Raw genomic sequence first — 23,162 nt, forward strand, 5'->3', positions numbered from 1 at the left:
CGCGTGCCCGCCATCGTCGTGATCGTCGTCGGGGGCCTCGCCCTCGTGGTCTACGCCTGGGCCTGCCTCCTGGCGCTGGTCTGGGTCGCGTTCCCCGGGTCGTACCTGCTGGGGGTCGCCGGGCTGCTCCTCGGGGCCGGGCTCGCCGTCGTCCTCGCCGGCCGGGTGTTCCTCGGCCACGGGCCGCGCCCCGGCTCCCCGGTCGTCGTCGCCCCGGCGTCCACCGGCGACCCGGGCTGGCCCGGCTACTTCACCGCCCAGGTGTACCGCGACCTGCGGGCCTCCGCCGCCTGGACCGCCCGCCTCGTGTACCGGGCCTGGGCCGTCGCCATCGACCAGAGCTTCGGCCGGTTCGGCGCGCACACCCTGTGGGCCTGGCCGCTGCTCCTGCCGCTGCTCGTCCTCCTGTTCGCGGTCACGGCCGGCGCGACCGCCGGTGCCCTGTTCGCCACGGCCCTCACCGCCCTGGTCACCGTGCTCGCGGTCGGCGGCGGGCTGGCCACGGCCCTCGTCCTGCGCGCCGCCGACCGGCTCTGGCAGCGGGTGTTCCACGCGGCGGCCAGCTGCCCGCGCCCCGGCTGCTACCACGTGACCCGGCTGCCCGCGTACCGCTGCCCCGGCTGCGACCGGCTGCACCGCGACCTGCGCCCCGGCCGGCTCGGCGTGCTGTGGCGGCACTGCGGCTGCGGGGCCACCCTGCCGACCACGGTGCTGCGGGCGGGCCGCGCGCTGGAGACGGTCTGCCAGAAGTGCGAGTCGGCCCTGCACTCCGACGCTGCCCTGGCCACCGACGTGCGGATCCCCGTGTTCGGCGCGCCGATGGCCGGCAAGACCCGGTTCATCATGGCCGGCCTCGTCGGACTCAGCGCGCGGCCCGGGATCCGGATCGCCCCGGCCGACCCGGAGAGCGGCAGGGCGTTCGCGGAGTACGAGGCCACGATCGGCGGCGGCGACTCGACGGCCCAGACGGGCAAGGCGCTGCCCTCGGCCGTCACGCTCCGGGTCGCGGGCGGCCGGCGGACCGCGCTGCTGCACGTGTTCGACGCGGCGGGGGAGCGGTTCACCGAACGGTCCCAGAACGAGGAGCTCGCGTATCTCGACCACGCCCGGGGGCTGGTGTTCGTCCTCGACCCGTTCTCGATCCCGGAGGTCCGGGCCCGGCTGCGCGGACTGGCCGGCCCGGGCGGGGTCCCCGTCGGCGCGGCCCTGTACGACCCCGACGAGTCCTACCAGGTCACGGTGCGCCGGCTGCGGGACTACGGGGTCGACCTGCGGCGGCAGCGGCTCGCGTTCGTGGTGTCCAAGGCGGATCTGCTGCTGGCGGGGCCGGCGGGCGCGGACCTGGCGCTGCCCGGTCCGCCGCCCCCGGGCCGTTCGCCCGGCGGGGGTGCGGGCCGGTCCCGCGCCGGGGACCCGGTCTCCGCCGCCATCCGGTCCTGGCTGGACGACGCGGGCCTCGACAACCTCCTCCTCGCCGCCGGCCGCGACTTCGCCGAGGTCCGGTACTTCCTCGTCTCCTCGATGACCGCCGACCCGAACGGGGACGTGGCCGCCACCGCCCCGCTCGACTGGCTGCTGTCCGCCGAGCCGGTCCCCACCGGAGCCGCCCCGTGACCGCCCTGCCGCCCGGACACGTCCGCAGCCGGTGGCTGCTCCTGGCCGTCCTGCTGGGGGCGTGCGCGGCGCTCGTGGTGTGGGCGGTGCACGCGGGCGTCCCGGGCGCGCTGCTCGACGGGTGGCGCGCGGTGTGGACCGAGATCGGGACGGGGACGTCGGACCTGGGCTGAGACCGCGACGGCCCCGCCCCTGGTGGGGGACGGGGCCGCGTGTGCCGCGAACTAGCTGCCCGAGGGCTCCTTCGCCAGGCCCAGGTACATCGTGCCCGGGTAGGTCGGGTTGAACGCCAGCGAGGTGATCCCGTGCTCGGCGTTGTGCGTCTTGGTCACCAGGCCGGTGGTGGCCGAGTACTTGAACAGGTCGGTCCCGTAGGCCTGGAAGTTCGAGCCGTACTCGAACCACAGCTCGTTGGCGTTGACCGGGCTCGGCCACAGGGACACGCCGTTGGTCAGGATGATGGCGGAGCTGCCGGTCACGATGGGGGCGAAGGTCAGGCCGCCGTCGGTGGACCGGTAGAGGTGCCGGCCGTTGCCGGGGACGTGCGCGTCGGCCTCGTCGATGTCGAGTCCCATGGCGTACACGACGGAGCTGTTGGCCGGGGACACCGCGAGGGTGAACGCGTTGACGCCGAGGCCGCCGGGGGTGAGGTCGAGGCCGGTGGACGCGGTCCAGCTGCCGCCGCCGTCGAAGGTGACGAAGCTGCCCTTGCCCGAGGTGCCGACGACGGCGTGGGTGGGGTTCTTCGGGTCGATCGCGGTGTCGTACACGTCGTAGGGGTTCACGCCGGGCGGGGTGCTGCCCGTGGTGGTCCAGGTCGCGCCGCCGTTGTACGACTCGAACAGCTGGCCGGCGTTGTCGGCGAGCTCGACGTGCAGCCCGTTGAGCGGGTCGACGTTGAGGCCGGTGATGCCGTCGGTGGTCGGGTCGGTGATCGTGGTGACCGTGGTGCCGGTGACGCGGTAGATGCCGTGGGTGCCGGAGTCCGACCACAGGTAGGCCCGGCCGCCCTTCGCGGCGGTGGCCCGGAGGAACCAGCCGGTCGGCAGGGTGGCGATCGTGGACCACGAGCAGCCGGCGTTGGTGGACCGCAGCACGGTGTTGGTCTGCGCCAGCGTGGCCGGGTCGGTGTACTCCCGGGTGGCGATCAGCGTGTTCGCCGTGTCCAGGGCGGCGAGCCCGAACGTGTAGGTGATCGGGATCGAGGTGGCGGCGGTGGGCGTCAGGGTCGCGCCGGCGTTCTTGGTGTAGGTGACGCCGGACGCGCCGGTGACCGTGGCGCAGGTCGGGTTGGTCCAGGCGGGCGCGGCGGTGGCCACGGAGGACTGGGCCAGGGCGGCCGCGGTCACGGTCAGTGCCGCGGCGAACCCGGTGATGAGCTTGCGCATGTTTGTGCGTACCCCCAGTAGGTGGTCGGTGACGCACTTAGTATCAGCTGGTGTGAACGCGCAGTCCTAGCTCGCTAGCTGTGAAGAATCTTATGTGGACGATCGGGAACCGGAACGGGACATGGTGGACGGTCGATCATCCGGGGTCAGGAGGGCAGCTTGTGGCGCTGGTAGTACCGCGCGACCCGCACCCGGTTGCCGCAGACGGCCGGGGAGCACCACCGCCGCCGGGGGTTCGCGGGGATGAACAACAGGGTGCAGTCGGGCCCCTGGCACTGCCGGATCCGACCCAGCTCCGGGCCGGACAGCAGGTCGCCGGCCGCCGCCGCGAGGGTCGCGAGCAGCTGGGCGAGGTAGGGGCCCTCGCGGCGCGGGGTGACCGTGACCCGGGTGCCGTCCCAGCCGAGCTCGTCGTGGCCGGGGGCGTCCCGCTGGGCCAGGGTGAGCGCCACGAGGGTGGCCTTCGGGGGCCGGTCGCCCCGGACGGCGGGCAGCAGCGCCGCCTCCACGTACGCCCGGACCGCGCGCAGGCCGGCGGCGTCGGAGTCCGACAGCGGGCCGGCCGGATGGGGGAGCCGGTCGGCCTGCGTGACCAGCCAGGCGTGCGCGCCGACGGGGTCGAGCAGGACGTCGTGCCCGGCGGGCCGGGTGTTCACCAGGTCGAGGGCGAGGTGCTCGCCGGTCAACGGCGTGGGGCGATCCATCTCACTAATGCTACAGCACGGGGTTGACACGTTAGTCATGATCGACTAGAAACTAATGGGTCAACAAGTTCTGGAGGCATGTGATGATCGCTCACCGCTTCGTCGAGGTCGACGGGGTCCGCGTGTTCTACCGGGAGACCGGCTCCGCCGACGCCCCGGTGCTCCTGCTCCTGCACGGGTTCCCGTCCGCGTCCCACCAGTTCCGGGGGCTGCTCGGCGCGCTGGGCGACCGGTACCGGATGATCGCCCCTGATCTGCCGGGTTTCGGGCGCACCGAGACCCCCGAGGGCTTCGCGTTCACCTTCGAGCGGCTCGCCGACATCACCGAGGGCTTCGTCAAGGAGCTCGGCCTGGAACGGTTCTTCGTCTACGGCTTCGACTACGGCCTGCCCACCGCGCTCCGGCTCGCCGGCCGGCTGCCCGAGCGGATCGCCGGCCTGATCGCGCAGAACGGCAACGCCTACGCCGAGGGCCTCAGCGAGATGGCGCACGGCCTGCTCACGGCCACCCCCGACCAGATCCGTCCGGTACTGGAACCCGAAGGCACCCGGCGGCAGTACCTCACCGGTGCCGCCGACCCCGACCGGATCGACCCGGACAGCTGGCTGCTCGACCAGCACTACCTCGACCTGCCCGGCCGCAAGGACATCCAGGTCGAACTGGCCCTGGACTACCCGAGCAACGTCGCGCTGTACCCCACCTGGCAGGCCTGGCTCCGCGCCCACCAGCCGCCCACGCTCGTCGTGTGGGGCACGGAGGACCCCTTCTTCCTGGTACCGGGCGCGCGGGCCTACCTCCGCGACCTCCCCGACGCCGAACTGCACCTGCTGCCCACCGGACACTTCGCCCTCGAAGAGTGCCTGTCCGAGATCTCCGCCCTGATCACCCGCTTCATCGAGAGGACCACGTCATGAGGATCGCCGTCATCGGAGCCACCGGTTTCATCGGCCAGGCCATCGCCCACGAGGTCGCCGCGCGCGGCCACCAGCTGACCGCGCTCACCCGGTCCGGCGGGTTCGACGCCACGGACCCGGGCGACCGGCTCGACGGCCACGACGCCGTGATCGCGGCCGTCAAGGGCGACGCGACCGCCGCCGCCCGCGCTCTGCTCGCCGCCGCGCCCGCCCGGCTCGTGTTCGTCGGGGGCGGCGGCAGCCTGACGACCCCGGACGGCACCCGGCTGGTGGACCTGCCGGGCTTCCCCGAGCAGTACCGCAAGGAGGCGCTGGACGCCGCCGGGGCGCTCGACGTGTTCCGGGCCGCCGACACCGACGTGCACTGGTCGTTCGTCAGCCCGCCGCCCGCGCACCTGGTCCCCGGCGACAAGACCGGCGGGTACCGGGCCGAGGCCACCGACACCCCGCTCGTCGGCGCGGACGGGGACAGCCGGATCACCACCGGGGACCTGGCCTCGGCGATCGTGGACGCGGTGGAGCAGGGCACCTTCCGCCAGCAGCGGTTCTCCGCCGCCTACTGACGGCGGTCCGCCCCGCCCGGGACCAGTTGCCCCGGCTGTCGAGGCCCGGTCCGGGCGACGCGGGACGACCGAGGCGGATCCGCTCGCCCGTCCGGATGTTCGGGTCCGCCCGGAGTGCCCGGGTAGTGATGTCCCCGACAGAGGGTGGTGTCGGGGACCCGGGGCCGGAAGGATCGCGGCCATATGGACACCGCCGCGATCCTCCTGCTGCTCGCCGCCGCGCTGGCCGCCGGCTGGGTCGACGCGGTGGTCGGCGGCGGCGGACTCCTCCAGCTCCCGGCCCTGCTGCTCGCCGCCCCGGGCACGCCGGTGGCCACCCTGCTCGGTACCAACAAACTGTCCTCGGTCTTCGGCACCACCACGGCCGCGATCACCTACGCCCGGCGCACCAAGCTCGACCGGCGGGTGATCTGGCCCGCCGCCGGCCTGGCCGTCCTCGGCTCGGCCTGCGGGGCGCTGCTGGCCGGCTCGCTGTCCTCGGACGTGCTCAAGCCGGTGATCCTCGCGATCCTGGTCGGCGTGGCACTGTTCATCACGTTCCGGCCCAGCGTCGGCCTGGTCGTCGTCGCCGAACGCGACACCCGGCCGCGCCGCCTGACCGCCGTCGCGCTCGCGGGCGTCGGCATCGCCACCTACGACGGCCTGATCGGCCCCGGCACCGGCACGTTCCTGATCATCTCGTTCGCCACGGTGCTCGGCGCCGACTTCGTGCACGCCTCGGCGATGGCGAAGATCGTGAACGTGGGCACCAACCTCGGGGCGCTCGCGGTGTTCGTGCCCCGGGGCCACGTGATGTGGGGGCTCGGGCTGGGCATGGCCGCGTGCAACATCGTCGGCGCCCGGCTCGGCGCGCGCACGGCCCTGAAGCGGGGCGCGGGGTTCGTCCGGATCGTGCTGCTGGTCGTCGTGGTCGCGCTCGTCCTCAAACTGGGCTACGACCAGCTCTCCTGACCCGCACGGCGCGAAAACCCGGATCAAGGGCATCAGAGGGTTACGGGGGCGCCCGCCCCGGTGACTGAAGGTGCTGCCCGGGTGGTCCGGTCGGGGCGTTCGGATCAGCCCGGTCCGGGATCCAGGTCCGCAGTGGACGGACCCGGTCGGCGTCCGAGACCTCACGGAACCCGCGCAGGCTCGCGAACACCACCACGTTGCCCGTGTAGTGCCCCCGCCCCGCGTCGAACGCGCCCCCGCACGTGACCAGGCGCAGGTACGCCCCGTCGTCGCGGCCGTACACCTCCGCCGCGGGGAACCGGTCGCCCGGGTACGAGGCCACCCCGTCGACCTCGAACACCGCCACCGTCCCGTCGAGGCGGGTCACCTCGACCCGCTGGCCGGGGCGGAGCGCGCCGAGCCGGTAGAACACGGCCGGGCCGGTCCGCCGGCTGTCCACGTGGCCGAGGAGCACGGCGCTGCCGCGTTCGCCCGGGGTGACGCCCTCGCGGTACCAGCCGGCCAGGTGCGCCTGGTCCAGCGCCGGGGTCTCCACCTCGCCGTCCGGGCGGAGTCCCACCGGGCGCACCGGGGCGCGCAGGTCGATCGGCGCGGCGTCCACCCGGACCGGCTCGGACGGGGTCATCCGGGGCGCGGTCGGGTCGAAGGGGCGCGGCTCCGGCACGTACCCGTCGGAGGGTTGCGGGGGTTGCTCCGGTGCGGCGGCGAAGCCGGCACCGACCAGGCCGCCGCCCGCGACCGCGAGCGCGGCGACCACCAGCCACAGCCCCAGGCTCCGCGCGCTCACCCCGGGCTCCGGTGAGCCGGATACCGGGGGCCACGTGCTCGGCGAAGCCCGCCCACAGGGGCACGCCTGTGCCGGCCGCTCGCTGACGCGGTCGGCCCACCGGCGCCGGGAGCTGTGTTCACGCGGGCACCAGTCAGGAGATCGGGCGGCGGCGGAGCAGGAGGAGGCCGCCGGCCGCCGCGAGGGCCAGCGCGCCGCCCCCGGCCGCGACCAGCCCCGGGTCGGGTCCGCCGGCCGTCGCGCCGTCCCCGGTGGCCGGCCGCCCCGCCGGGCTGACCACGAACGCGGTCCTCGGCGTCAGGTCGTCCTCGCAGAACACCCACACCGACCAGGTGCCCGACCGGCCGTTGCGCGGCACGGTGACCGCGCCCCGGCCGCCCGGCCCGAGCTTGCTGACCACCTCGGGGCGGGTGGTGGAGCCGGGGCCGGCGATGTTGATGTCGCTGCCCTCCCGGCAGCCGCCGGTGACGGTCACGGTGACGGTGCCGCCGGGCGGGACCGTCGCGGGGGAGACGGTCACCGTGGTGGCCAGGGCGGTGCCGGGGGTGGCGAGGAGCAGGGCGGCGGTGCCGAGGCCGAGGGTCGAGGCGATCCGGGCGGCGGCTGCGGTGGGTCGGGTGGTGGCTCGGTCGGGCCGCCCGTCGGTGACCTGAGCGGCGGTGATCCGGGCGGTGGCCGGGGCTGAGTCGGCGGCGACCGGAGTGGACCGGGTGGAGCGGGGAGTGGGCCGGGTGGTGGCGACCAGGGTGCCGGCGGCGGGCTGTCCGGTGCGTTTCATGGTCGCGGCTCCTTGGGCGGGGAGTGGGCTCTCGTGGCCTAAGTAGTTAATTACGCCCTATGCGCCTTTTGTGCAATAGATCCGGCGCTGTGACGGCCCGCACCCGCTAACGACCTGCGCGGCGGGCTTTGTCCGGTCTAGCATCATTCGCTATGGCGAATGATCTCGATCAGCCCGTGGTCACAGCCACCGCGCCCGCCCCGCCGGAACCGGTCCCGCACTGGACCGCCCCGCCCCGGAGCTGGCGGCGGTACGTGCCGAAGGTGTTCGCCGCCCTGCTCACCCTGGTCGCGGTGCTCTCCGCGCTGTCCGCGATCAGCTCGGGGCTCGGCCGGGGCGTGCACCCGGTCCGCTGGTTCGTGGACAACCTGCTGCTGCCGGCCCCGGCCAACCTCGGCTACGCGGTCCTGGTCGCGATCCTCGCCGCCGCGATCGCCCGCCGGAAACGGGTCGCGTGGTGGGGGCTGCTGATCCTGCTCGTGGTGCAGCTCCTCGCCCTGCTGCTGGTCGGGCTGCTCGTCCTCCTGTACTTCACCGACACCGGCATCCGGGCCGAGATCGAGGCCGACGCGCCGATCCGGACCTGGGAGGTCTGGACGCTGGGCATCAGCTCCGTCCTCACCCTGATCATGATCGTCGCGCTGCTGCTGGCCCGCCGCGAGTTCTACGCCCGCGCCCGGCCCGCGAGCCTGGCCCGGGCGGTCGGCGCGTTCCTCGCCCTCCAGGCCGTCTTCATCGGGATCGGGTTCTCCCTGGTCTCGGCGTTCCCCGGCGACCTGGTCGGCACGGTGCCCAAACTCGGCTACACCGTCGGCCGGGTACTCCTCGGTGGCGTGTTCGACCTGCGCCGCGCGGGCCGGGCCCCCGGCTGGGTCAACCTGGTCCTCGGCCTGATGGGCGCCATCTCCCTCGTCGTGGCCGTCGTGCTGCTGTTCCGTTCGCAGCGGGCCCGGTCGGCGCTGCCCGTGGAGGACGAGGCGCGGATCCGGGGCCTGCTCGCCGAGTACGGGGACGCCGACTCGCTCGGCTACTTCGCCACCCGGCGCGACAAGGCCGCCGTGTTCGCGCCCAACGGCCGGGCCGCCGTCACCTACCGGGTCGAGTTCGGGGTGTCGCTGGCCAGCGCCGACCCGGTCGGGGACCCGGCGGCGCACGACGCGGCCATCCAGGCGTGGCTGGACCGGTCGCGGTCCTTCGGCTGGGTGCCGGCCGTGATGGGCGCCTCGGAGGAGGGCGCCACCGCGTACGACCGGTGCGGGCTCAAAGTCATGCAGCTCGGCGACGAGGCGATCCTGAGGCCGCGCGAGTTCGCCCTGGAGGGCCGGGACATGCGCCCCGTCCGGCAGGCCGTGAACCGGATCGAGCGCGCCGGGTACACCTGCCGGGTCCGCCGGCACCGCGACATCCCCGCCGACGAGCTGACCCGGGCCGCCGAGCTCGCGGTCGCCTGGCGGGACACCGACGCCGAGCGGGGCTTCTCCATGGCCCTCGGCCGGCTCGGCGACGACGCCGACGGGGACTGCGTGCTGGTCGAGGCGGTGGACGCGGACGGTCGTACCGTGTCGCTGCTGTCCTTTTCGCCCTGGGGTTCGCACGGCATCTCCCTGGACCTGATGCGCCGGGACCGCACGGCCGACAACGGGCTGATGGAGTTCATGGTCGCGACCCTGATGCGCGAGTGCGGCCGGCTCGGCGTGGACCGGGTGTCGCTGAACTTCGCCGTGTTCCGCGCCGTGTTCGAGGAGGGCGCCCGGATCGGCGCCGGCCCGATCCTGCGGCTGTGGCGGCGGATCCTGGTCTTCTTCTCCCGCTGGTGGCAGCTGGAGACCCTCTACCGGTCCAACGCGAAATACCATCCCGAATGGGTACCGAGGTTCCTGTGCTACGGCGAGCGCCGCGAACTCGCGAAGATCGGGATCGCCGCCGCCATCGCCGAGGGCTTCCTGCCCGTGGCCGGCGCGCACTCCTCGACCCTGCACACCACCAGCCCCGAGGGCCTGACCGCCGAGGTCGCCCGGTTCGCGCCCCTGATCAGCCGCGCCGAACCCGGGGCCCGGGTCGGGTCGGAGCAGACGCGGGTCCGGCTGGCCAAGCTCGACGCGATCCGGGCGGCCGGCCGGGACCCGTACCCGATCGGTTTCCCCGTCACCACCTCCTGCGCCGCCGTGGCCGCCGAGCACGGCCACCTCGAACCCGGCACCATGACCGGCCAGCGGGTGTCCCTCGCCGGACGGGTCGTCCTGGCCCGCGACCACGGGAAGATCGGGTTCGCCACGATCCGGGACTGGACCGGGGACCTGCAACTGTTCCTGCGCGGCGAACCCCTGGTCGGCTGGAAGTCCGATGTGGACTTCGGCGACCACGTCGGCGTCACCGGCGAGGTCGGCATGTCCAAGCGCGGCGAACTGTCCGTGTTCGTCGACGAGTGGACCCTGACCGCCAAGTGCCTGCGCCCGCTGCCCGACAAGCACCTCGGGCTCGCCGACAACGAGGCCAAGGTCCGGCAGCGCTACGTCGACCTGATCGTCAACCCGGAGGCGCGGGCGACCCTGAAGGCCCGCAGCGCCGTGGTCCGTTCCCTGCGCAACACCCTCGACGACCACGGCTTCATCGAGGTCGAGACGCCCATGCTCCAGGCCATCCACGGCGGGGCCAACGCGCGCCCGTTCGTCACGCACATCAACGCCTACGACATGCGGCTGTACCTGCGGATCGCCCCCGAGCTGTACCTCAAGCGGCTCGCGGTCGGCGGGGTGGAGCGCGTCTTCGAACTGGGCCGGACGTTCCGCAACGAGGGCGTGTCCTTCAAGCACAACCCCGAGTTCACGATGCTGGAGGCCTACCAGGCGTACGCCGACTACATGGTCATGCTCGACCTGACCCGCACCCTGATCCAGTCGGCGGCCCGCGCGGCGCTCGGCACTACCGTGATCACCCACGAGGGCACCGCCTACGACCTGGCCGGCGACTGGCCCGTGATCGCCATCAACGACGCCATCTCGGCGGCCCTGGGGGAGGAGGTCGGCCCGGACACGTCGGTCGACCGGCTCCGCGAGCTGTGCGAGTCCCGGGAGATCCCGTACGACCCCAAGTGGGGCCACGGCCAGCTGATCCTGGAGCTGTACGAGCGGCTCGTCGAGCACCACACCCTCGCGCCCACCTTCTACAAGGACTTCCCGACCGACGTGTCCCCGCTGACCCGCCAGCACCGCGACGACCCGCGCCTGGCCGAGCGCTGGGACCTCGTCGCCTTCGGCACCGAGTTGGGCACCGCGTACTCCGAGCTGATCGACCCCGTGGAGCAGCGCCGACGGCTGACCGAACAGTCGCTGCTGGCGGCCGGGGGCGACCCGGAGGCAATGGAACTCGACGAGGACTTCCTGACCGCGCTGGAGTACGCGATGCCGCCGACCGGGGGGCTGGGGATCGGGGTGGACCGGGTGGTGATGCTCCTGACCGGGGGGACCATCCGGGAGACGCTGCCGTTCCCGCTGGTCAGACCCCGCTGAGCCCGACCGCGCCGGTCCTGCCCCGGCGGAGCCCGCCGCGCTGATCCGGACCGCGCCGGTCCCCGCCCGGTCGGACCGGCCCCGCGGAGCCCCCGCCCCGGTGGCGACCGGGACCGGCCCGCTCCGCGACCCGGCCCCGGTCCGGCGGATCCCCGGACTCACCGCCTCCCCAGTGGTTCAATGAGGGGTAATTGTCGAGAAATGGGGCGGCGATGGCGGGGGAGCGGACGCGGCCGTGGCGGCAGGTCGCCGTACTCGGCGTCATCCTGGTCGGACTCTGGTCCCTGGTCCTGTTCACCGGCCCCGGGAAGCTGTTCAGTACCGAACGCCTCAAGCCCCGCCTCGGCCTCGACCTGGTCGGCGGCACCACCCTCACCCTGATCGCCCGCACCCCCGACGGCAAGCCGCCCTCGCCGAGCAGCCTCGAACAGGCCCGGCGGATCATCGAGAACCGGGTCAACGGCCTCGGCGTGGCCGAACCCGAGGTGGTCACCGAGGGCGACTCGAACATCAAGGTGTCCGTCGCGGGTTCCGGCGGCGACGCGATCAAGCAGGTCGGCCAGCCCGCGCAGCTGAAGTTCCGCAAGGTGGTGGGCGGCGCGCCGGTCACGGCCGCCGAGCCCGCCCCGCCCGCCGACGGCCCCGGCACGCCCACCCTGGACCAGGTCAAGGCGAAGCTCGGCCCGGCGTACGCGGTCGCCGAGGCGATGGCCACGCCGGAGGAGGCGGTCGCGAAGGCCGCCGAGCTGGCCCCGTTCGGCACGCTGACGCCGAAGGAGGTCGCGGTGCTGCCGGCGGCGCTCCAGCTCCGGGTACCCGCCGTGACCTGCCGGCAGCTCAACGAACGCCCGCCGGGCAGCATCGACCAGGCCGACGTGCAGGTGGTGGCGTGCGACGAGGGGTTCAAGTACCTGCTGGACGTGGCCAAGGTGGTCGGCACGGACGTGTCGGGGGCCAGCTTCGGGTTCCAGCAGGGCTGGCAGGTGACCCTGACGTTCACCGGGGACGGCCAGAAGCGGTGGACGGACCTGACCCGGGAGGCGTACGACAACGGGGCCATGAACCAGGTCGCCATCGTGCTGGACAACAAGGTGGTGTCGGCGCCGAGGATCCAGGGCGTGATCAACTCCGACGCGCAGATCACGGGCTCGTTCAGCCGGCAGCAGGCGGAGGAGCTGGCGAACCAGTTGAAGTACGGCGCGCTGCCGTTGTCCTTCGAGCAGGGCGAGGCGAACTCGATCTCGGCGACCCTGGGCACCGAGCAGCTCCGGGCGGGCCTGCTCGCGGCCGGGATCGGCATGCTCCTCGTCATCGTGTACGCCCTGTTCTACTACCGTCTCCTCGGCACCGTCATCCTCGGCAGCCTGGTGATCTCGGCCCTGCTCACCTATGCCGCGCTGGTGCTGCTGGGCCGGCAGATCGGCTTCACCCTGACCCTGGCCGGGATCGCCGGTTTCATCGTGTCCCTGGGCGTGGCCGCCGACTCGTTCGTCATCTACTTCGAACGCCTCAAGGACGAGATCCACGAGGGCCGCTCGCCGCGCAGCGCCGTGGACCGGGCCTGGATCCGGGCCCGGCGCACGATCATCTCCGCGAACGTGGTGACCATCGGCGCGGCCGTCGTGCTCTACGTGGTCTCCGTCGGCGCGGTGAAGGGGTTCGCGTTCGCGCTCGGCCTGGCCACGATCCTCGACCTGCTGGTCGTGTTCCTGTTCCGGCACCCGATGATGACGATGCTCGCCGGGATGCGGGCGTTCCTGTCGCCCCGGGTGTCGGGGCTGGGCCGGGTGCTGAAGACAGCGGCCCCGGGGCGCGGCTTCCTGGCCCGGCTGTACCGGGGCGAGGCGAAACTCGACATCGTGGGGAAGCGGCGGATCTGGTACACCGTCTCGTTGGTCATCGTGGTGGTCGCGGTCGTGAGTTTCGTGTTCCGTGGCTTCCACCTGGGCATCGAGTTCAAGGGCGGAAACTCCTTCCAGGTACCGGCGTCGTCGGCCGCCAGCGTGGACGTCGCCCGGGACGCGGTCACCGCCGCGGGCGCGGTCGTGGTCTCCGCCCAGCGGGTCGGCGGCACCACCCCCACGTACCTGGTCCGCACGGCCCCGCTGACCGCCGAGAAGACCCTCGCCGTGAAGAACGCGGTGGCCACCACCCTGAAGGTGAGCCCCGACCAGGTGTCCGACAACCGGGTCAGCGCCGCGTGGGGTTCGCAGATCACCCAGGCCGCCCTGTGGGGGCTGCTCATCTTCCTCGCGCTCGTCATCGCCTACCTCGTCGTGCGGTTCGAGTGGCGGATGGCCGTCGCCGCGATCGTCGCCCTGATCTTCGACCTGATCGTGGCCGCCGCCGTGTACTCCCTGATCGGCTTCGAGGTGTCGCCCTCCACCGTGATCGGCATGCTGACCATCCTCGGCTTCGCCCTGTACGACGTCGTCGTCGTGTTCGACAAGGTGCAGGAGAACACCGAACGGGTCACGGCGGGCACCCGGCAGACGTACGCCGAGGCGGCCAACCTCGCCGTCAACCAGACCCTGATGCGCTCCATCAACACCTCCGTCATCGCGCTACTGCCCGTCGCCGGGATGCTGTTCATCGGGGTCGGCTTCCTCGGGGCCGGCACCCTGAAGGACCTGGCCCTCGTCCTGTTCGTCGGCATGGCCACGGCCGTGTTCTCCTCGATCCTGCTGGCGACCCCGATCACGGTCGACCTCAAGTACCGCGACCGGCGGATCCGGCTGCACGACGAACGGGTCCGGTCCAAGCGCACGGCCCTGGCGACGGGCTGACCCCACCGGCCGGCAGGGGAGGAGCCGGCCGCAGGGTCGCACCCGCGCCGAGGGGACCCGCGCGGGCCACCGCCGCCCGGCCGCACCGCCGCCCGCGGTTCACGGGTCGCCCGGCCCACGCGGCTCGCGGGTCGCCCGGCCGCGCGACGCTCACGGGTCGCCCGACCACTCCGTGCGCCGAACCCCCGCCAACCGCCACAGCCGCCACCCGCCCCCGGGCCCCCACCGGGCCAGATAGCCGTGCCCCCGGGCCAGCCACGCCTCCCCGTGCGACGTCGGCACCGCGGCGGCGGGCACCCCGGAGCGCCACAGCCGGTACGCCCGCCCCGGGGTCACCCACGGCCCGCCCGACACGGTCCAGGACCGCCCGTCGTGCACGAGGCCGTAGGTCGGGCCGGGGGCGAGCCAGTACGGATAGTCGGTGTCGGCGTGGAGGACCAGCCCGCGTACCCGGAAGAGTCCTGCGGTTTCCCGGGTGTCGAGGAGGCCCAGCGCCGTCGCGGTGCGCGGAATCATGCCCCCAGCTTCGCGAACCGGCCCCGCCCGGACCATGGCATCCATGTCGCATCCGTGTGGCAGTTGTGTGGCATCTGCGCCGCTGACCAGGCGGAACACGCTCCAGTAGGGCATCTAGGCCGTCCCCAGGCCGTCATCGGGCTTGGCTTCGTCCAGGAGGCCGTGGAGGGCGTCTCGGGTGATCTCGTCGTCGCCGGGCATCAGGTGCATGTAGACCCGCAGCGTGAACGCGGGGTTGGAGTGCCCGAGGTACTCCGACACGGCCCTGATGCTGCGGCCGGCGTCCAGCAGCGCCGAGGCGTAGAAGTGACGCAGTGCGTGCATGCCGTTGCGGGGATCCTTGGGGATCCCGACCCGGGCGCAGATCCGCCGCCAGTGCACGTCGAAGGTGGGCCGGCTGATCGCGGTGTGTCTTTGACTGGTGAACACCAGCGGCACGGTCACCAGCTCGGCGGAGTCCGGGTCCTCCCACGGCAGGGTGATCAGGACGGCCGGATGGTTGGCCAGATGCTTCCCCAGGGTCTGTCCCACACTGACCGGCAACGGTGCCCGCCGCTCCTTGTCGCTCTTCGGCAGACCGAAGACGAGGCGGCCCCGGATCCACTTGATCTGGCGTCGGACATGCAGCCAGCCGGTCTCCGTGTCGATGTCGTGGGTTCCCAGCCCGAAGACCTCACCCTGACGCAGGCCACACGACGCGGCGACGTCGACCATGGCCCGGTAACGCGGCATGAGACCCGCACGCATCGCCAGCACCCGATCAAGGGTCCACGGCACCACCTTGCGCTGTTCCGCCTTCGGCCGAATCACCGACTTGGCCGAACAGGGGTTCTTGCCGATCAGACCGTCATCAACAGCGGCTTCCAGGATCATGTTCACGTGGGAGAACAGCGACGAACGGTAGGAGCTGGCGAGCTTGGTCGCAAGCTCGGCGTCCCACTCCCGGATCTGTGAAGGGCCGATCGACGCCAACGGACGCGAGCCGAAGAACGGCAGGACATGAAGTCGCAGGTTGTCGCGCGTCTGCACCCTCGTGGAGACGTCGACAGGCCGCAGATCAAACCACCGATCCGCGTACGCGGCAAACGTGATCCGACCGGCGTCCGGATCGATGTAGGTACCGCTCAACTTCTTCGACTCGACCTCGATCAGGAACGCGTCAGCCTCCCGTTTCTTCCTGTCCGGGAACGACTCCGACTTCTCCCTGCCGTTCGGCCCGATGTAGCGGACCCGGTAGCGCATCCCCTTCCCGTAGAGGTCGCTCCGTTCCAGCACGGGCTTGCCAGAAGGCCCCAGGACGGGCTTTCCCTCCTCATCCTTGACGACCCTGTGCCAGCGGTCTTCTACGTGTCCCATGTCAACTCTTCCTTGACGCGAACCAGGCGTGGACGTCGGCGGGGTCATAGCGCAGCTCCCGGCCTACTTTTGCCGCCAGCGGGCCGTAGGAGACCTTGCGCCAGCGGTAGAGGGTGGCGACGGGTACGCGCAGGAACGCGGACACGTCTTCGATGTTCCAGAGGTTGGCCGGTGGTGTGGGTTTGCTGGTCATGGCGTGTGTTCCTCCCCGGTGTGCTGGTCTGTTCAGGCGTGCGTTCCTTCCTCGTGGGCCAGGTCTTCTCGGCCTGCTTTCTGGTGTTCGCGGGCGAGGGCGGCGGCGGTGTTGGCGAGCATGGCGTCACCGGTGTTGCGCCATCCGGACCCGGCGTAGGTGAGCCGTCCGACGATGAGCGTCGTTTCTTCCTCGACGTGCTCGACGGCGGCGATCGGGTTGTACTCCGGGCCGTTGCCTTCTGAGCGTCGGTAGGTGACGCGGGCGTGGCGGAGGGCGGCGAAGGTGACGGAGTAGCGGCGGGCTTTGGTGAGGAAGTGTCCGCCGAAGCCGAGCATGTGAGCCCAGCGGCGTAGCCCGGTCCAGGCGTTGACGCGTCCGAGTCGCCAACAGGCGGCGATGAGCCGGGCGGGGTGTGAGCCGGCAGGATCCGCGTAGACGCCGATGGTGTCGCCGTCGAGGCGTCGGGAGCTGTGACCGGTCGACTCGGTGCCTTTGGTCGAGTACTTGGCCAGATAGCCGGCGACCATGGAGTCTGTGACCGTGTTGTCCCCGGACAGGGTAATGACCCGCACGTCGACCTGGCGGCCCCAGCCGATCAGCCACCCGGACGACCGGTCGGGATGGGTGTCGGTGGTGTAGGAGATCGCGGCGGCGGCGTGCTTGACGGCGTCGTCGATGTCGGAGACCGTCATCCCGGGCGGGGGTGGCAGCACGAGGGTTTTGTCGTCTGGGTCGACGGCGTCCAGGCGCAGGAGTACGTGGAAGTGGACGGCTCCCCGGATCTGGAACTCAGCGGCTTTGCCGTGGGAGACGGCGAGCTTGCCGGGGATGCCACGGCGGCGGCGTAGCCGGTTGAGGTAGCGCTCGATGTGCTGCTTGGTGCGTCGCCACAGTTCGCCGGCGCCGTGGTTCCAGACGACTTGGTGGTCGTGGTCGTAGCAGTCCAGGCACAGTGGATGCCCGAGGGCACCGTCGTCGTGTTCGTGGCGGGCGAAGCAAGCCGCGGCTTGGCCGTGTTCGCAGTCGGGGGTGTCGCGGCGGGCGTGGCAGGGTTCGGGTCGGCAGCCGCAGCGGTTCTTGTCCGCGCAGCTGTGCTTGCGGACGTGGCGGGTGTGCACGGGCCCGAAGCTGGGGGCGGTGAAGGTGGCGAACACGGCCGGATGCTGCGAGACGGTGTCGGGCACGGACTTGCCTCCGACGAGGCCGGCCCGGAGGAGTTGGAAGGCGTCGCGGCGGTAGACGACGGAGCAGGCTGGGCACACGGCGGCACGTCGGTTCCCACAGGCCTTGTAGATGACGCCGTCGGGGAGGGCTTCGGTGTGCAGGGCGGATAGCTGGGCTCCGGTGCGGGCGTCGAGCGTGAGGACCTGGCCGTGAAGCCGGATCGGGTGCGCGCAACCAGCAGCCGGCCACACGTGATCCAGCCACTCGAAGTAGTCGCCCTGACCGGCTCGGGCCATGACGTGTTCACGGGTGTACAGCGGCGATCCGGTGGACACGGCCGTACCCGGAACCGCGATGGGGGTCCCGGGTACGGCGGTGAGCAGCGGAGCAACCATCAGGCAGCCACCGGCATGTCAGCGGTGGTGTCACGCTCGACGGCGAGGATTACCCAGCGGTGACCATCCTCGCGGGTGATCATGTAGTAGGGGTTGAGGTACCACGGCCCCTGATAGCCGAGGTGGGTCGTGGTGACCGACCGGATGGTGGTGGTGTTGGTGCAGTGCCGGCAACGGCGATGCGGTGCTTTCGCGGTGCAGGGCACGGTGGCCATGACGGTGCCGACCTGGATGGTGACCGGGGACTCGCACTCACCGCCGGGCACGACGGCGACGATGTGCTGTTCGGACCGCACGACGTGCGGGGCGGCGTCCCCGGGGCAGGTGTGGGTGTAGTCGATCCGGTCGACCAGGGTGTGGGTCATGCCGACACCCCCGAGCAGCCGAGGCACTCGCCGTAGCGGCGAGGGATGTAGTACTCCTTGACCTCACCGCAGGTAGAGCAGGTGCGCCGGGCCAGCAACGCCCGACCGATCGCGGCGAGTTGGGCGGGGGTGGCCTGCCTCTTGGGCAGAGCCTTGGTGATGTCGTAGAGGTAGGCGACCCGGCGGCCCTTGCGCCAGGAGATCTCACCCACCACGTCCTGACCACCCGGACGCAGGCCCAGTGAGCGGAGCTGTCGAACGGTTGCCAGCCCGGAGGGGGCCAGGTTGAAGCGGTAGACGGGGATGCCCATCACTTCTCACCGCCCCAGCGCTGCTGGGCGGCCTGGCGGGAGATGCCGAGCCGGGCGCCGATCTCGGCCCAGGAGTAGCCGAAGTCCCGCAGGCCCTCGACGGCGTTGAGGAGGGCGGCGTCCAGCTCGGCGGACAGGTTCACCAGGTCGGTCAGGCCCTCGACATCCCCGGAGGCGACCCGGCGACCGTGAGCGCGCACGATCCGGCGAGCGAACTTGGCGAACGCGTCGTTCTCGACAACGCGCTGCGCCTGGTCGGGCGTCAAGTTGCGCTTGACGGTGTTCTTGCTCATGCCGCACCACCGGACTGAGCGGCACGCCACGCCTCGGCGGCGTTGTGCATCGTCGCTGAGACCTCATCGGCCGTGCGACCGTGGGTGTCGTTCCAGACGTCGACGGACTCGATGTCGTCGCACGCGCAGTCGTCGGGGTTGATGTCGATCGGGCAGGTGCACTGCCTGATGCTGTTGATGTATTCGCCCAGGACGCGGACGGCGTCGCGCTCTCCGGTGACCTGGAAGATCGCCCCCAGGGCGCAGGCTGGCGGGTAAACCATGCCGAAGCTGAGCGTGTCGACGTCGAAGTACTGGTCCTGGCACCAGCCGTAGGCGGTGATGTAGTCGGCGGCAGCGTCCAGGACGTCAGCCGGGGTCAGCAAGTTAGGCTTCATGACAAACCTCTTCCTTGATGGGTTGCGGTTGCGGGGCTGGTCGGTCTTGGCGGAAGGACCAGCCCGGAAGGTTTCCGGGGCCGCACCCAAGTGGATGTGGCCCCGGAGACGTTGTTGGTCAGCTCTCGACGCGCAGGAGCTGCCAGCTCAGGACGACCAGCTGCATGGTGTGGTCGGACTTCTTGAGGTTGTTGGCAAGCGCCAGCACCTGCTTGGTGGAAGTGATCTCCTCGGGGAGACACACCTCAGCGGAACCGAAGCCGGATCCCACGTGGTTGGAGAAGTTGTAGGCGATGTAGTAGAAGTGCTTGGACATGTGGTGTCTCCTTTGAGACGGGCGGCCCTGAAAGCCGCTGTTGGTGGATGGGTCTGCCGTCCAGATGCCGTTCAACGGCTCGGATGTGTTGGCAGGCAAGAGAAGTGCGCCTTTCGGCTGCCCTCCTCGGCGGCCCGGTGACGTGGTGTGACATAGGTCGACGTCACGGGGTAGCCGACTGGGGCTCACGACGGGCCACTCGGCCCTGTACGGCTGGACAATCGGCGGCGGATGGCGTGCATGGGAACCTCCTGGTTGGTGGTGTTGGGCCGATCCGTGGTGACTGCGACCGGCCCAACGGGGTCTCGGCCTAGTCCTGGACGAGGAGGCCGGACGTGCGTCGCGTCCAGGCGGCGTAGTCGGCGATCGCGTGGATGTCGGAGTCGGTGAGGTACGCGGCCTTGATCCGGCGGGGGAAACCGCCTTCTGCGAGGAGAAGGGCCTCGCCCTGGTTCTCGGGGGCGATGGTGTGGGCGGAGTGGCCGAGTTCGGCCCAGCCGTTGCCCAGCACGATGTTCGAGCTGTTCGGGGTGGTGCACCGGAAAGCGGCCCGGTAGCTGAACAGGTCCCGCAGCGACGCGGGGATGATGTCCCAGGACGGACGCTGGGTCGCGGCGACGACGGGAATGCCGCAGGCACGGCCACGGGCCACCAGGTCCCGCAGGAGCGTCGCGAACTCCTCTTGTTCCTGCTTGGTGCCGGCGACGGTGGAGTAGTAGGCGATCTCATCGAAGATCGCGACGAGGATGCGCATTCCGTCAGCCGGTGTGATCTTGCGCCGGCCACGGGCCATCAGCCAGGCGTAGCGGTTGTCCATGACGACCTGGAGGCGGCGCAGGGTGGCGATGGCGTCGGTGATGTCGGGGCCGACGAACTTGTCGGCGCAGTCCCGCCACAGGCCCAGCTCGACCTGCTTGGCGTCGAAGAGGACCAGGCGGCTGTCGTGCGCCATAGCCGCGTGGGCGCAGACGGTGTTGAGGAGGCCGGACTTGCCGCCACCGGGCTCGCCACCGGCGAGGAGGTTGCGGTAGACGAAGGTGGTGTAGACCGGCTGGCGGTTCTCATCGATGCCGATGAACACCGGGTCGTACATGCTCAAGGCCGAGGCGACCGGAACCGAGTCCGGGCGAGCCACGGCGGCCGGGTTGGTCAGATTGGGCTTCGGCAGGGTGACCGAGGTGAGCACGGTAGCCATGAGAATCACTCCTTCAGGTGGCCGAAAATGGGCGCAGAGATCCCCGCAGGAGGCCCCTGCGCCCGTCGTGCGAATGGGTGGGTGGTTCGGCCGGCTAGATCCAGTCGGCCATGTCGTCCCCGGCATCGGGCTCGGGACGACGCTGGTTGTTGGTGTCGTTGGCACGCTTGCGTTGCTGAGGCGTGCCGTTGACGGCCGGGGCTTCCGGCACGTCGGTGAGGTCCAGGGCCTCGGGGACCAGGACCAGGGGCTTGACGGTCGCCGGGGTGTTCGGGTCGACCATGTCGACCAGCGGCGAGACGACCTGACCAGTGAGCACGTGACGACGCTTCAGGTCGACACGCACCAGAGCCGCGTAGGAGGATGAGCCCTTCGAGATGGACACCTCCGAGCACCAGCAGGCCGTAGCCAGCTTGTCCGTGCGGGACTCCAGATCGCTGATCGACAGACCCGGACGCAGCCAGATCCACGTCCGCTCACCGACAGGCGTCGGCCAGGCGAACAGGATCAGCGGTAGACTGCCCGTGCGGTTGGCAGTGATGAACGAGTTGAAGCAGACCCGCAACCGGTGCCGCACCACCAGGCACATCGCAACAGCGATGATCCAGCGGCGAACGACCGGGACAGCAGCGGGAACGCCCACCACCAGGGCGACGACCAGGAGCCGCACCACCATGTTGGTGTGCTTGGCAAGTTGGACCCAGCCGACGAGCAGGACCAGGCCGACAACGAGTTCCGGAAGCCACCACCAGATGACCCGGATGACCGCCCACGTGCGGACCAGGGTCCACGCCACAGCGGCACACCCAGCACCCAGCAGACCGCCCACGAACGCGGCCAGGACCGGGTGCATCCTGTCGGCCAACACGACAGCCGACAGCAGCCCCACCGACAAAAGGGTGAGGTAGAAGGCCAACTTGGCCCTACGGGCAGACGACCGGTGAACCCGGTCCTCGATCACGGTGACAGTCCCGGAACGACGTCCGAAGAGACTGCGTCCATTAGACTTGGACATGACACGTCCTCCCTCACGGGTGTTGACGAGTTGGAAGAGGTGCAAGGCCGGTATGGATTGCGAGTCGGTGCCGGCCTTGCCCTCGTATTTCTTGCTCAGGTCACCAGGTGACCTCTCATGCTGCGATCAGGTTCATGCGAGTCGGTAACGAACCCGAGCGAAGCGGACACTTCCTACTTGCTTGACTAGGACCCGGCCTTACCGGACGGTCCCGCCAGCGGCTTGATCTCCGTCGCCCGGTAGGCGACACCGTGCTTGCCGTTCTGGTTCCACGGCATCGCCTCGAACGACGCCAGGGTCACCGTCTGCCCCAGGTTGACCTTCGGCATCTCTCCAGCCACGGTCACGCTGATCACGGACGCACCCTCACCGGCCTGCATGGCCACGACCTGCACGCTCCACATGGGCCGCCCGTCGCGGTCCCGCCGCTGAACCTTGTTCTGGTCGACCTTCTCCTCGACGTCCTTCGACACCGTGAAGACCATGTTGGTCGTGTCCAAGAAGTGCTTCATGACGTTGACTCCCTTCGAGCCTCTGAGCCTCCCCCGTCAAGAGGGGGCTTGACTACGGCAACCGTACAGGGCGGGCTTGACGATCGTCAAGGGTGCTCTTGACTTTTCTTGGTGCCAGATCTTGGACGGCGTAAAGGGAGGGGTTTACACCCCCTCTATGCTGGAGGTATGGCCCAACGACACGACGGCGGGGGACAGGACCCGGCTGCCGCTCTGGCTGCATTGATCAGCGCATACGAGAACGCGGCGAAGGCATTTCGGGCGATCCCTGAACCTCAAGTGGCGTTCGAGTACGCCACCGAGCTAGCGAACACGCTGCGTGATCTTGCGACATCCGGAGCGGGCCTTCGAGCCCAAGCCGTCAAGCAAATCTGGGATGCAGAGCAACTTTCCCTGTCCGGTCTCGCGAAGCGGATCGGCGTTTCAAAGCAACGCGTTGACCAGCTACTAAAGACCGCAGAAGCAGAACAGGAGGACAGCAGTGAGTGAACCGATGACTGTCTTTGTCGAGGTATGGCCGGTCGCAGCCGATGAGGCCGGGATTTGGCTTCTCAGCGGTGACGACGCGTGGCGCTGGAAGACGCCGGTGATGGCCGACTCTGAACCGCATGGCGAGGTCGAGTTATTGCTAGCGAACAACGAGGCCCTTGAGAGCACTGCCCTCACTCACTCGACCTCGTGGAGGACTGACGGGACATCCGTCGTGCTGACCTACGTTGCAGTTCTGCGATGTGTCGAGGCGGTGCGAGCGACTTGGAAAAGCGCCAGGCCGATCAGCGTGCCCCTGACCAATGCTGTCGGAGCACCTCCGACCCATGCTCCCGTCGAAGCTCCTGCCCCCAGGTACATCGACGTGCTCTTGCACGGAGTTCGACACCTGCGATTTCTACTCGACACGGATGCGACAAGCGCGGCAGCTCTGGATGGGCATTGGCCTCGACACCTTGAAGACCTTCAGCCCTCCCTTGCCGGGATGTACAGCCAGCGCCACATTGAGCCATAGGCAGAGCCGCACCGCAGCGAATTGGTCCGCTCTCCGTGGGGGCGGACCCGCTTTTTGTCTCGATACGTGTGAGAACTTTCTGTACGTCTTCAAGGCGGCCCGCAAAACGCGGGCCGCGCGTGCGATCCGGCCGCTGCCGGGTGGCCCCGGCGGA

General features: G+C 70.7%; 23 protein-coding genes and 2 pseudogenes. 9 read left to right on the forward strand and 16 right to left on the reverse strand.

Going from position 1 to position 23,162, the window contains the following annotated elements:
• Nucleotides 1-3: 3 nt before the first annotated feature.
• Both AB0M43_RS22090 and AB0M43_RS22095 read left to right on the forward strand, forming a co-directional pair.
• Entirely contained in the window at nt 4-1,614 is a 1,611-nt protein-coding gene (locus tag AB0M43_RS22090; RefSeq protein ID WP_363727491.1) for a hypothetical protein, read from the forward strand.
• Entirely contained in the window at nt 1,611-1,787 is a 177-nt protein-coding gene (locus tag AB0M43_RS22095) for a hypothetical protein (RefSeq protein ID WP_363727493.1), read from the forward strand. Before AB0M43_RS22090 ends, AB0M43_RS22095 begins: the two co-directional genes overlap by 4 nt.
• 51 nt (nt 1,788-1,838) lie before the next feature.
• Here AB0M43_RS22095 and AB0M43_RS22100 read toward each other — a convergent pair whose 3' ends face one another.
• Together AB0M43_RS22100 and AB0M43_RS22105 are read right to left on the reverse strand one after the other, a co-directional pair.
• Nucleotides 1,839-3,002 carry a hypothetical protein gene (locus AB0M43_RS22100; RefSeq protein ID WP_363727495.1) on the reverse strand — a complete coding sequence of 388 codons (1,164 nt, stop codon included), beginning with the start codon at nt 3,000-3,002 and terminating at the stop codon, nt 1,839-1,841.
• Nucleotides 3,003-3,148: 146 nt separating this feature from the next.
• Nucleotides 3,149-3,706, reverse strand: a complete 558-nt coding sequence (locus tag AB0M43_RS22105) for a CGNR zinc finger domain-containing protein (RefSeq protein WP_363727497.1) — start codon at nt 3,704-3,706, stop codon at nt 3,149-3,151.
• An 83-nt stretch (nt 3,707-3,789) separates the two neighbouring features.
• On the opposite strand from AB0M43_RS22105, the gene AB0M43_RS22110 reads away from it, so the two are divergent.
• From AB0M43_RS22110 to AB0M43_RS22120, 3 genes are all read left to right on the forward strand, one after another.
• Nucleotides 3,790-4,620 carry an alpha/beta hydrolase gene (locus tag AB0M43_RS22110; protein ID WP_363727499.1) on the forward strand — a complete coding sequence of 277 codons (831 nt, stop codon included), beginning with the start codon at nt 3,790-3,792 and terminating at the stop codon, nt 4,618-4,620.
• Nucleotides 4,617-5,183, forward strand: coding sequence for an NAD(P)H-binding protein (locus tag AB0M43_RS22115; protein ID WP_363727501.1), 567 nt, complete (start codon nt 4,617-4,619; stop codon nt 5,181-5,183). Before AB0M43_RS22110 ends, AB0M43_RS22115 begins: the two co-directional genes overlap by 4 nt.
• 183 nt (nt 5,184-5,366) lie before the next feature.
• Entirely contained in the window at nt 5,367-6,134 is a 768-nt protein-coding gene (locus AB0M43_RS22120; RefSeq protein ID WP_363727502.1) for a TSUP family transporter, read from the forward strand.
• Between the two features lie 40 nt (nt 6,135-6,174).
• Here AB0M43_RS22120 and AB0M43_RS22125 read toward each other — a convergent pair whose 3' ends face one another.
• Nucleotides 6,175-6,921 (reverse strand): class F sortase, encoded by a 747-nt coding sequence (locus tag AB0M43_RS22125; protein ID WP_363727504.1) that lies wholly within the window; start codon nt 6,919-6,921, stop codon nt 6,175-6,177.
• 133 nt (nt 6,922-7,054) lie between these two features.
• Nucleotides 7,055-7,699, reverse strand: a complete 645-nt coding sequence (locus AB0M43_RS22130) for a sortase-dependent protein (RefSeq protein WP_363727506.1) — start codon at nt 7,697-7,699, stop codon at nt 7,055-7,057.
• Between the two features lie 152 nt (nt 7,700-7,851).
• Here AB0M43_RS22130 and lysX point away from each other — a divergent pair, with 152 nt between their 5' ends.
• From lysX to secF, 3 genes and pseudogenes are all read left to right on the forward strand, one after another.
• On the forward strand, nt 7,852-11,208 hold the full coding sequence (lysX, locus tag AB0M43_RS22135; protein WP_363727508.1) for a bifunctional lysylphosphatidylglycerol synthetase/lysine--tRNA ligase LysX: 3,357 nt from the start codon (nt 7,852-7,854) through the stop codon (nt 11,206-11,208).
• Nucleotides 11,209-11,420: 212 nt separating this feature from the next.
• Nucleotides 11,421-13,004, forward strand: a pseudogene (gene secD / locus AB0M43_RS22140) (protein translocase subunit SecD); the annotation flags it as partial.
• A 24-nt stretch (nt 13,005-13,028) separates the two neighbouring features.
• Nucleotides 13,029-13,982, forward strand: a pseudogene (gene secF, locus AB0M43_RS22145) (protein translocase subunit SecF); the annotation flags it as partial.
• A 162-nt stretch (nt 13,983-14,144) separates the two neighbouring features.
• Here secF and AB0M43_RS22150 read toward each other — a convergent pair.
• The 12 genes from AB0M43_RS22150 to AB0M43_RS22205 form a co-directional block, all read right to left on the reverse strand.
• The gene (locus tag AB0M43_RS22150) at nt 14,145-14,510 is read right to left on the reverse strand and encodes a hypothetical protein (RefSeq protein WP_363727510.1); all 366 of its coding nucleotides are present in this window, start codon (nt 14,508-14,510) and stop codon (nt 14,145-14,147) included.
• A 114-nt stretch (nt 14,511-14,624) separates the two neighbouring features.
• Nucleotides 14,625-15,914: a tyrosine-type recombinase/integrase gene (locus tag AB0M43_RS22155; RefSeq protein ID WP_363727512.1), complete on the reverse strand. Its 1,290-nt coding sequence runs from the start codon at nt 15,912-15,914 to the stop codon at nt 14,625-14,627.
• Complete coding sequence (locus tag AB0M43_RS22160) at nt 15,868-16,059, reverse strand: helix-turn-helix domain-containing protein (RefSeq protein WP_363727514.1); 192 nt, start codon at nt 16,057-16,059, stop codon at nt 15,868-15,870. The genes AB0M43_RS22155 and AB0M43_RS22160 overlap by 47 nt, the downstream gene beginning before the upstream one ends.
• Nucleotides 16,060-16,091: 32 nt before the next feature.
• Nucleotides 16,092-17,621: a replication initiator gene (locus AB0M43_RS22165; RefSeq protein ID WP_363727516.1), complete on the reverse strand. Its 1,530-nt coding sequence runs from the start codon at nt 17,619-17,621 to the stop codon at nt 16,092-16,094.
• Nucleotides 17,621-17,986: a hypothetical protein gene (locus AB0M43_RS22170; protein WP_363727518.1), complete on the reverse strand. Its 366-nt coding sequence runs from the start codon at nt 17,984-17,986 to the stop codon at nt 17,621-17,623. Before AB0M43_RS22170 ends, AB0M43_RS22165 begins: the two co-directional genes overlap by 1 nt.
• The gene (locus AB0M43_RS22175) at nt 17,983-18,297 is read right to left on the reverse strand and encodes an RRQRL motif-containing zinc-binding protein (RefSeq protein ID WP_363727520.1); all 315 of its coding nucleotides are present in this window, start codon (nt 18,295-18,297) and stop codon (nt 17,983-17,985) included. The genes AB0M43_RS22170 and AB0M43_RS22175 overlap by 4 nt, the downstream gene beginning before the upstream one ends.
• A complete protein-coding gene (locus AB0M43_RS22180) occupies nt 18,297-18,590 on the reverse strand; it encodes a hypothetical protein (protein WP_363727522.1) in 294 nt (97 codons plus the stop codon). Before AB0M43_RS22180 ends, AB0M43_RS22175 begins: the two co-directional genes overlap by 1 nt.
• Entirely contained in the window at nt 18,587-18,967 is a 381-nt protein-coding gene (locus tag AB0M43_RS22185; RefSeq protein WP_363727524.1) for a hypothetical protein, read from the reverse strand. Before AB0M43_RS22185 ends, AB0M43_RS22180 begins: the two co-directional genes overlap by 4 nt.
• Nucleotides 18,968-19,085: 118 nt before the next feature.
• Nucleotides 19,086-19,283 carry a hypothetical protein gene (locus tag AB0M43_RS22190; RefSeq protein ID WP_363727526.1) on the reverse strand — a complete coding sequence of 66 codons (198 nt, stop codon included), beginning with the start codon at nt 19,281-19,283 and terminating at the stop codon, nt 19,086-19,088.
• A 310-nt stretch (nt 19,284-19,593) separates the two neighbouring features.
• Nucleotides 19,594-20,376, reverse strand: a complete 783-nt coding sequence (locus tag AB0M43_RS22195) for an FtsK/SpoIIIE domain-containing protein (protein ID WP_363728017.1) — start codon at nt 20,374-20,376, stop codon at nt 19,594-19,596.
• A 196-nt stretch (nt 20,377-20,572) separates the two neighbouring features.
• The gene (locus AB0M43_RS22200) at nt 20,573-21,367 is read right to left on the reverse strand and encodes a hypothetical protein (protein ID WP_363727528.1); all 795 of its coding nucleotides are present in this window, start codon (nt 21,365-21,367) and stop codon (nt 20,573-20,575) included.
• A 311-nt stretch (nt 21,368-21,678) separates the two neighbouring features.
• Nucleotides 21,679-22,005, reverse strand: coding sequence for a hypothetical protein (locus tag AB0M43_RS22205; protein WP_363727530.1), 327 nt, complete (start codon nt 22,003-22,005; stop codon nt 21,679-21,681).
• A 168-nt stretch (nt 22,006-22,173) separates the two neighbouring features.
• On the opposite strand from AB0M43_RS22205, the gene AB0M43_RS22210 reads away from it, so the two are divergent.
• On the forward strand, nt 22,174-22,494 hold the full coding sequence (locus tag AB0M43_RS22210) for a hypothetical protein (RefSeq protein WP_363727532.1): 321 nt from the start codon (nt 22,174-22,176) through the stop codon (nt 22,492-22,494).
• The last annotated feature ends 668 nt before the right edge of the window (nt 22,495-23,162 follow it).

The sequence above is a fragment of the Longispora sp. NPDC051575 genome (genome assembly GCF_040681875.1).
GTDB lineage: Bacteria > Actinomycetota > Actinomycetes > Mycobacteriales > Micromonosporaceae > Longispora.

What these genes read in the sequence shown, in the direction of transcription:
- AB0M43_RS22115 (WP_363727501.1), top strand. Translation starts at nt 4,617, where the DNA reads ATGAGGATCGCCGTCATCGGAGCCACCGGTTTCATCGGCCAGGCCATC.
- AB0M43_RS22160 (WP_363727514.1), bottom strand. Translation starts at nt 16,059, where the DNA reads ATGACCAGCAAACCCACACCACCGGCCAACCTCTGGAACATCGAAGAC.
- AB0M43_RS22165 (WP_363727516.1), bottom strand. Translation starts at nt 17,621, where the DNA reads ATGGTTGCTCCGCTGCTCACCGCCGTACCCGGGACCCCCATCGCGGTT.
- lysX (WP_363727508.1), top strand. Translation starts at nt 7,852, where the DNA reads ATGGCGAATGATCTCGATCAGCCCGTGGTCACAGCCACCGCGCCCGCC.
- AB0M43_RS22105 (WP_363727497.1), bottom strand. Translation starts at nt 3,706, where the DNA reads ATGGATCGCCCCACGCCGTTGACCGGCGAGCACCTCGCCCTCGACCTG.
- AB0M43_RS22150 (WP_363727510.1), bottom strand. Translation starts at nt 14,510, where the DNA reads ATGATTCCGCGCACCGCGACGGCGCTGGGCCTCCTCGACACCCGGGAA.
- AB0M43_RS22195 (WP_363728017.1), bottom strand. Translation starts at nt 20,376, where the DNA reads ATGTACGACCCGGTGTTCATCGGCATCGATGAGAACCGCCAGCCGGTC.
- AB0M43_RS22120 (WP_363727502.1), top strand. Translation starts at nt 5,367, where the DNA reads ATGGACACCGCCGCGATCCTCCTGCTGCTCGCCGCCGCGCTGGCCGCC.
- AB0M43_RS22100 (WP_363727495.1), bottom strand. Translation starts at nt 3,002, where the DNA reads ATGCGCAAGCTCATCACCGGGTTCGCCGCGGCACTGACCGTGACCGCG.
- AB0M43_RS22180 (WP_363727522.1), bottom strand. Translation starts at nt 18,590, where the DNA reads ATGAGCAAGAACACCGTCAAGCGCAACTTGACGCCCGACCAGGCGCAG.
- AB0M43_RS22205 (WP_363727530.1), bottom strand. Translation starts at nt 22,005, where the DNA reads ATGAAGCACTTCTTGGACACGACCAACATGGTCTTCACGGTGTCGAAG.
- AB0M43_RS22185 (WP_363727524.1), bottom strand. Translation starts at nt 18,967, where the DNA reads ATGAAGCCTAACTTGCTGACCCCGGCTGACGTCCTGGACGCTGCCGCC.
- AB0M43_RS22110 (WP_363727499.1), top strand. Translation starts at nt 3,790, where the DNA reads ATGATCGCTCACCGCTTCGTCGAGGTCGACGGGGTCCGCGTGTTCTAC.
- AB0M43_RS22210 (WP_363727532.1), top strand. Translation starts at nt 22,174, where the DNA reads ATGGCCCAACGACACGACGGCGGGGGACAGGACCCGGCTGCCGCTCTG.
- AB0M43_RS22130 (WP_363727506.1), bottom strand. Translation starts at nt 7,699, where the DNA reads ATGAAACGCACCGGACAGCCCGCCGCCGGCACCCTGGTCGCCACCACC.
- AB0M43_RS22175 (WP_363727520.1), bottom strand. Translation starts at nt 18,297, where the DNA reads ATGGGCATCCCCGTCTACCGCTTCAACCTGGCCCCCTCCGGGCTGGCA.
- AB0M43_RS22190 (WP_363727526.1), bottom strand. Translation starts at nt 19,283, where the DNA reads ATGTCCAAGCACTTCTACTACATCGCCTACAACTTCTCCAACCACGTG.
- AB0M43_RS22170 (WP_363727518.1), bottom strand. Translation starts at nt 17,986, where the DNA reads ATGACCCACACCCTGGTCGACCGGATCGACTACACCCACACCTGCCCC.
- AB0M43_RS22155 (WP_363727512.1), bottom strand. Translation starts at nt 15,914, where the DNA reads ATGACCCCGCCGACGTCCACGCCTGGTTCGCGTCAAGGAAGAGTTGAC.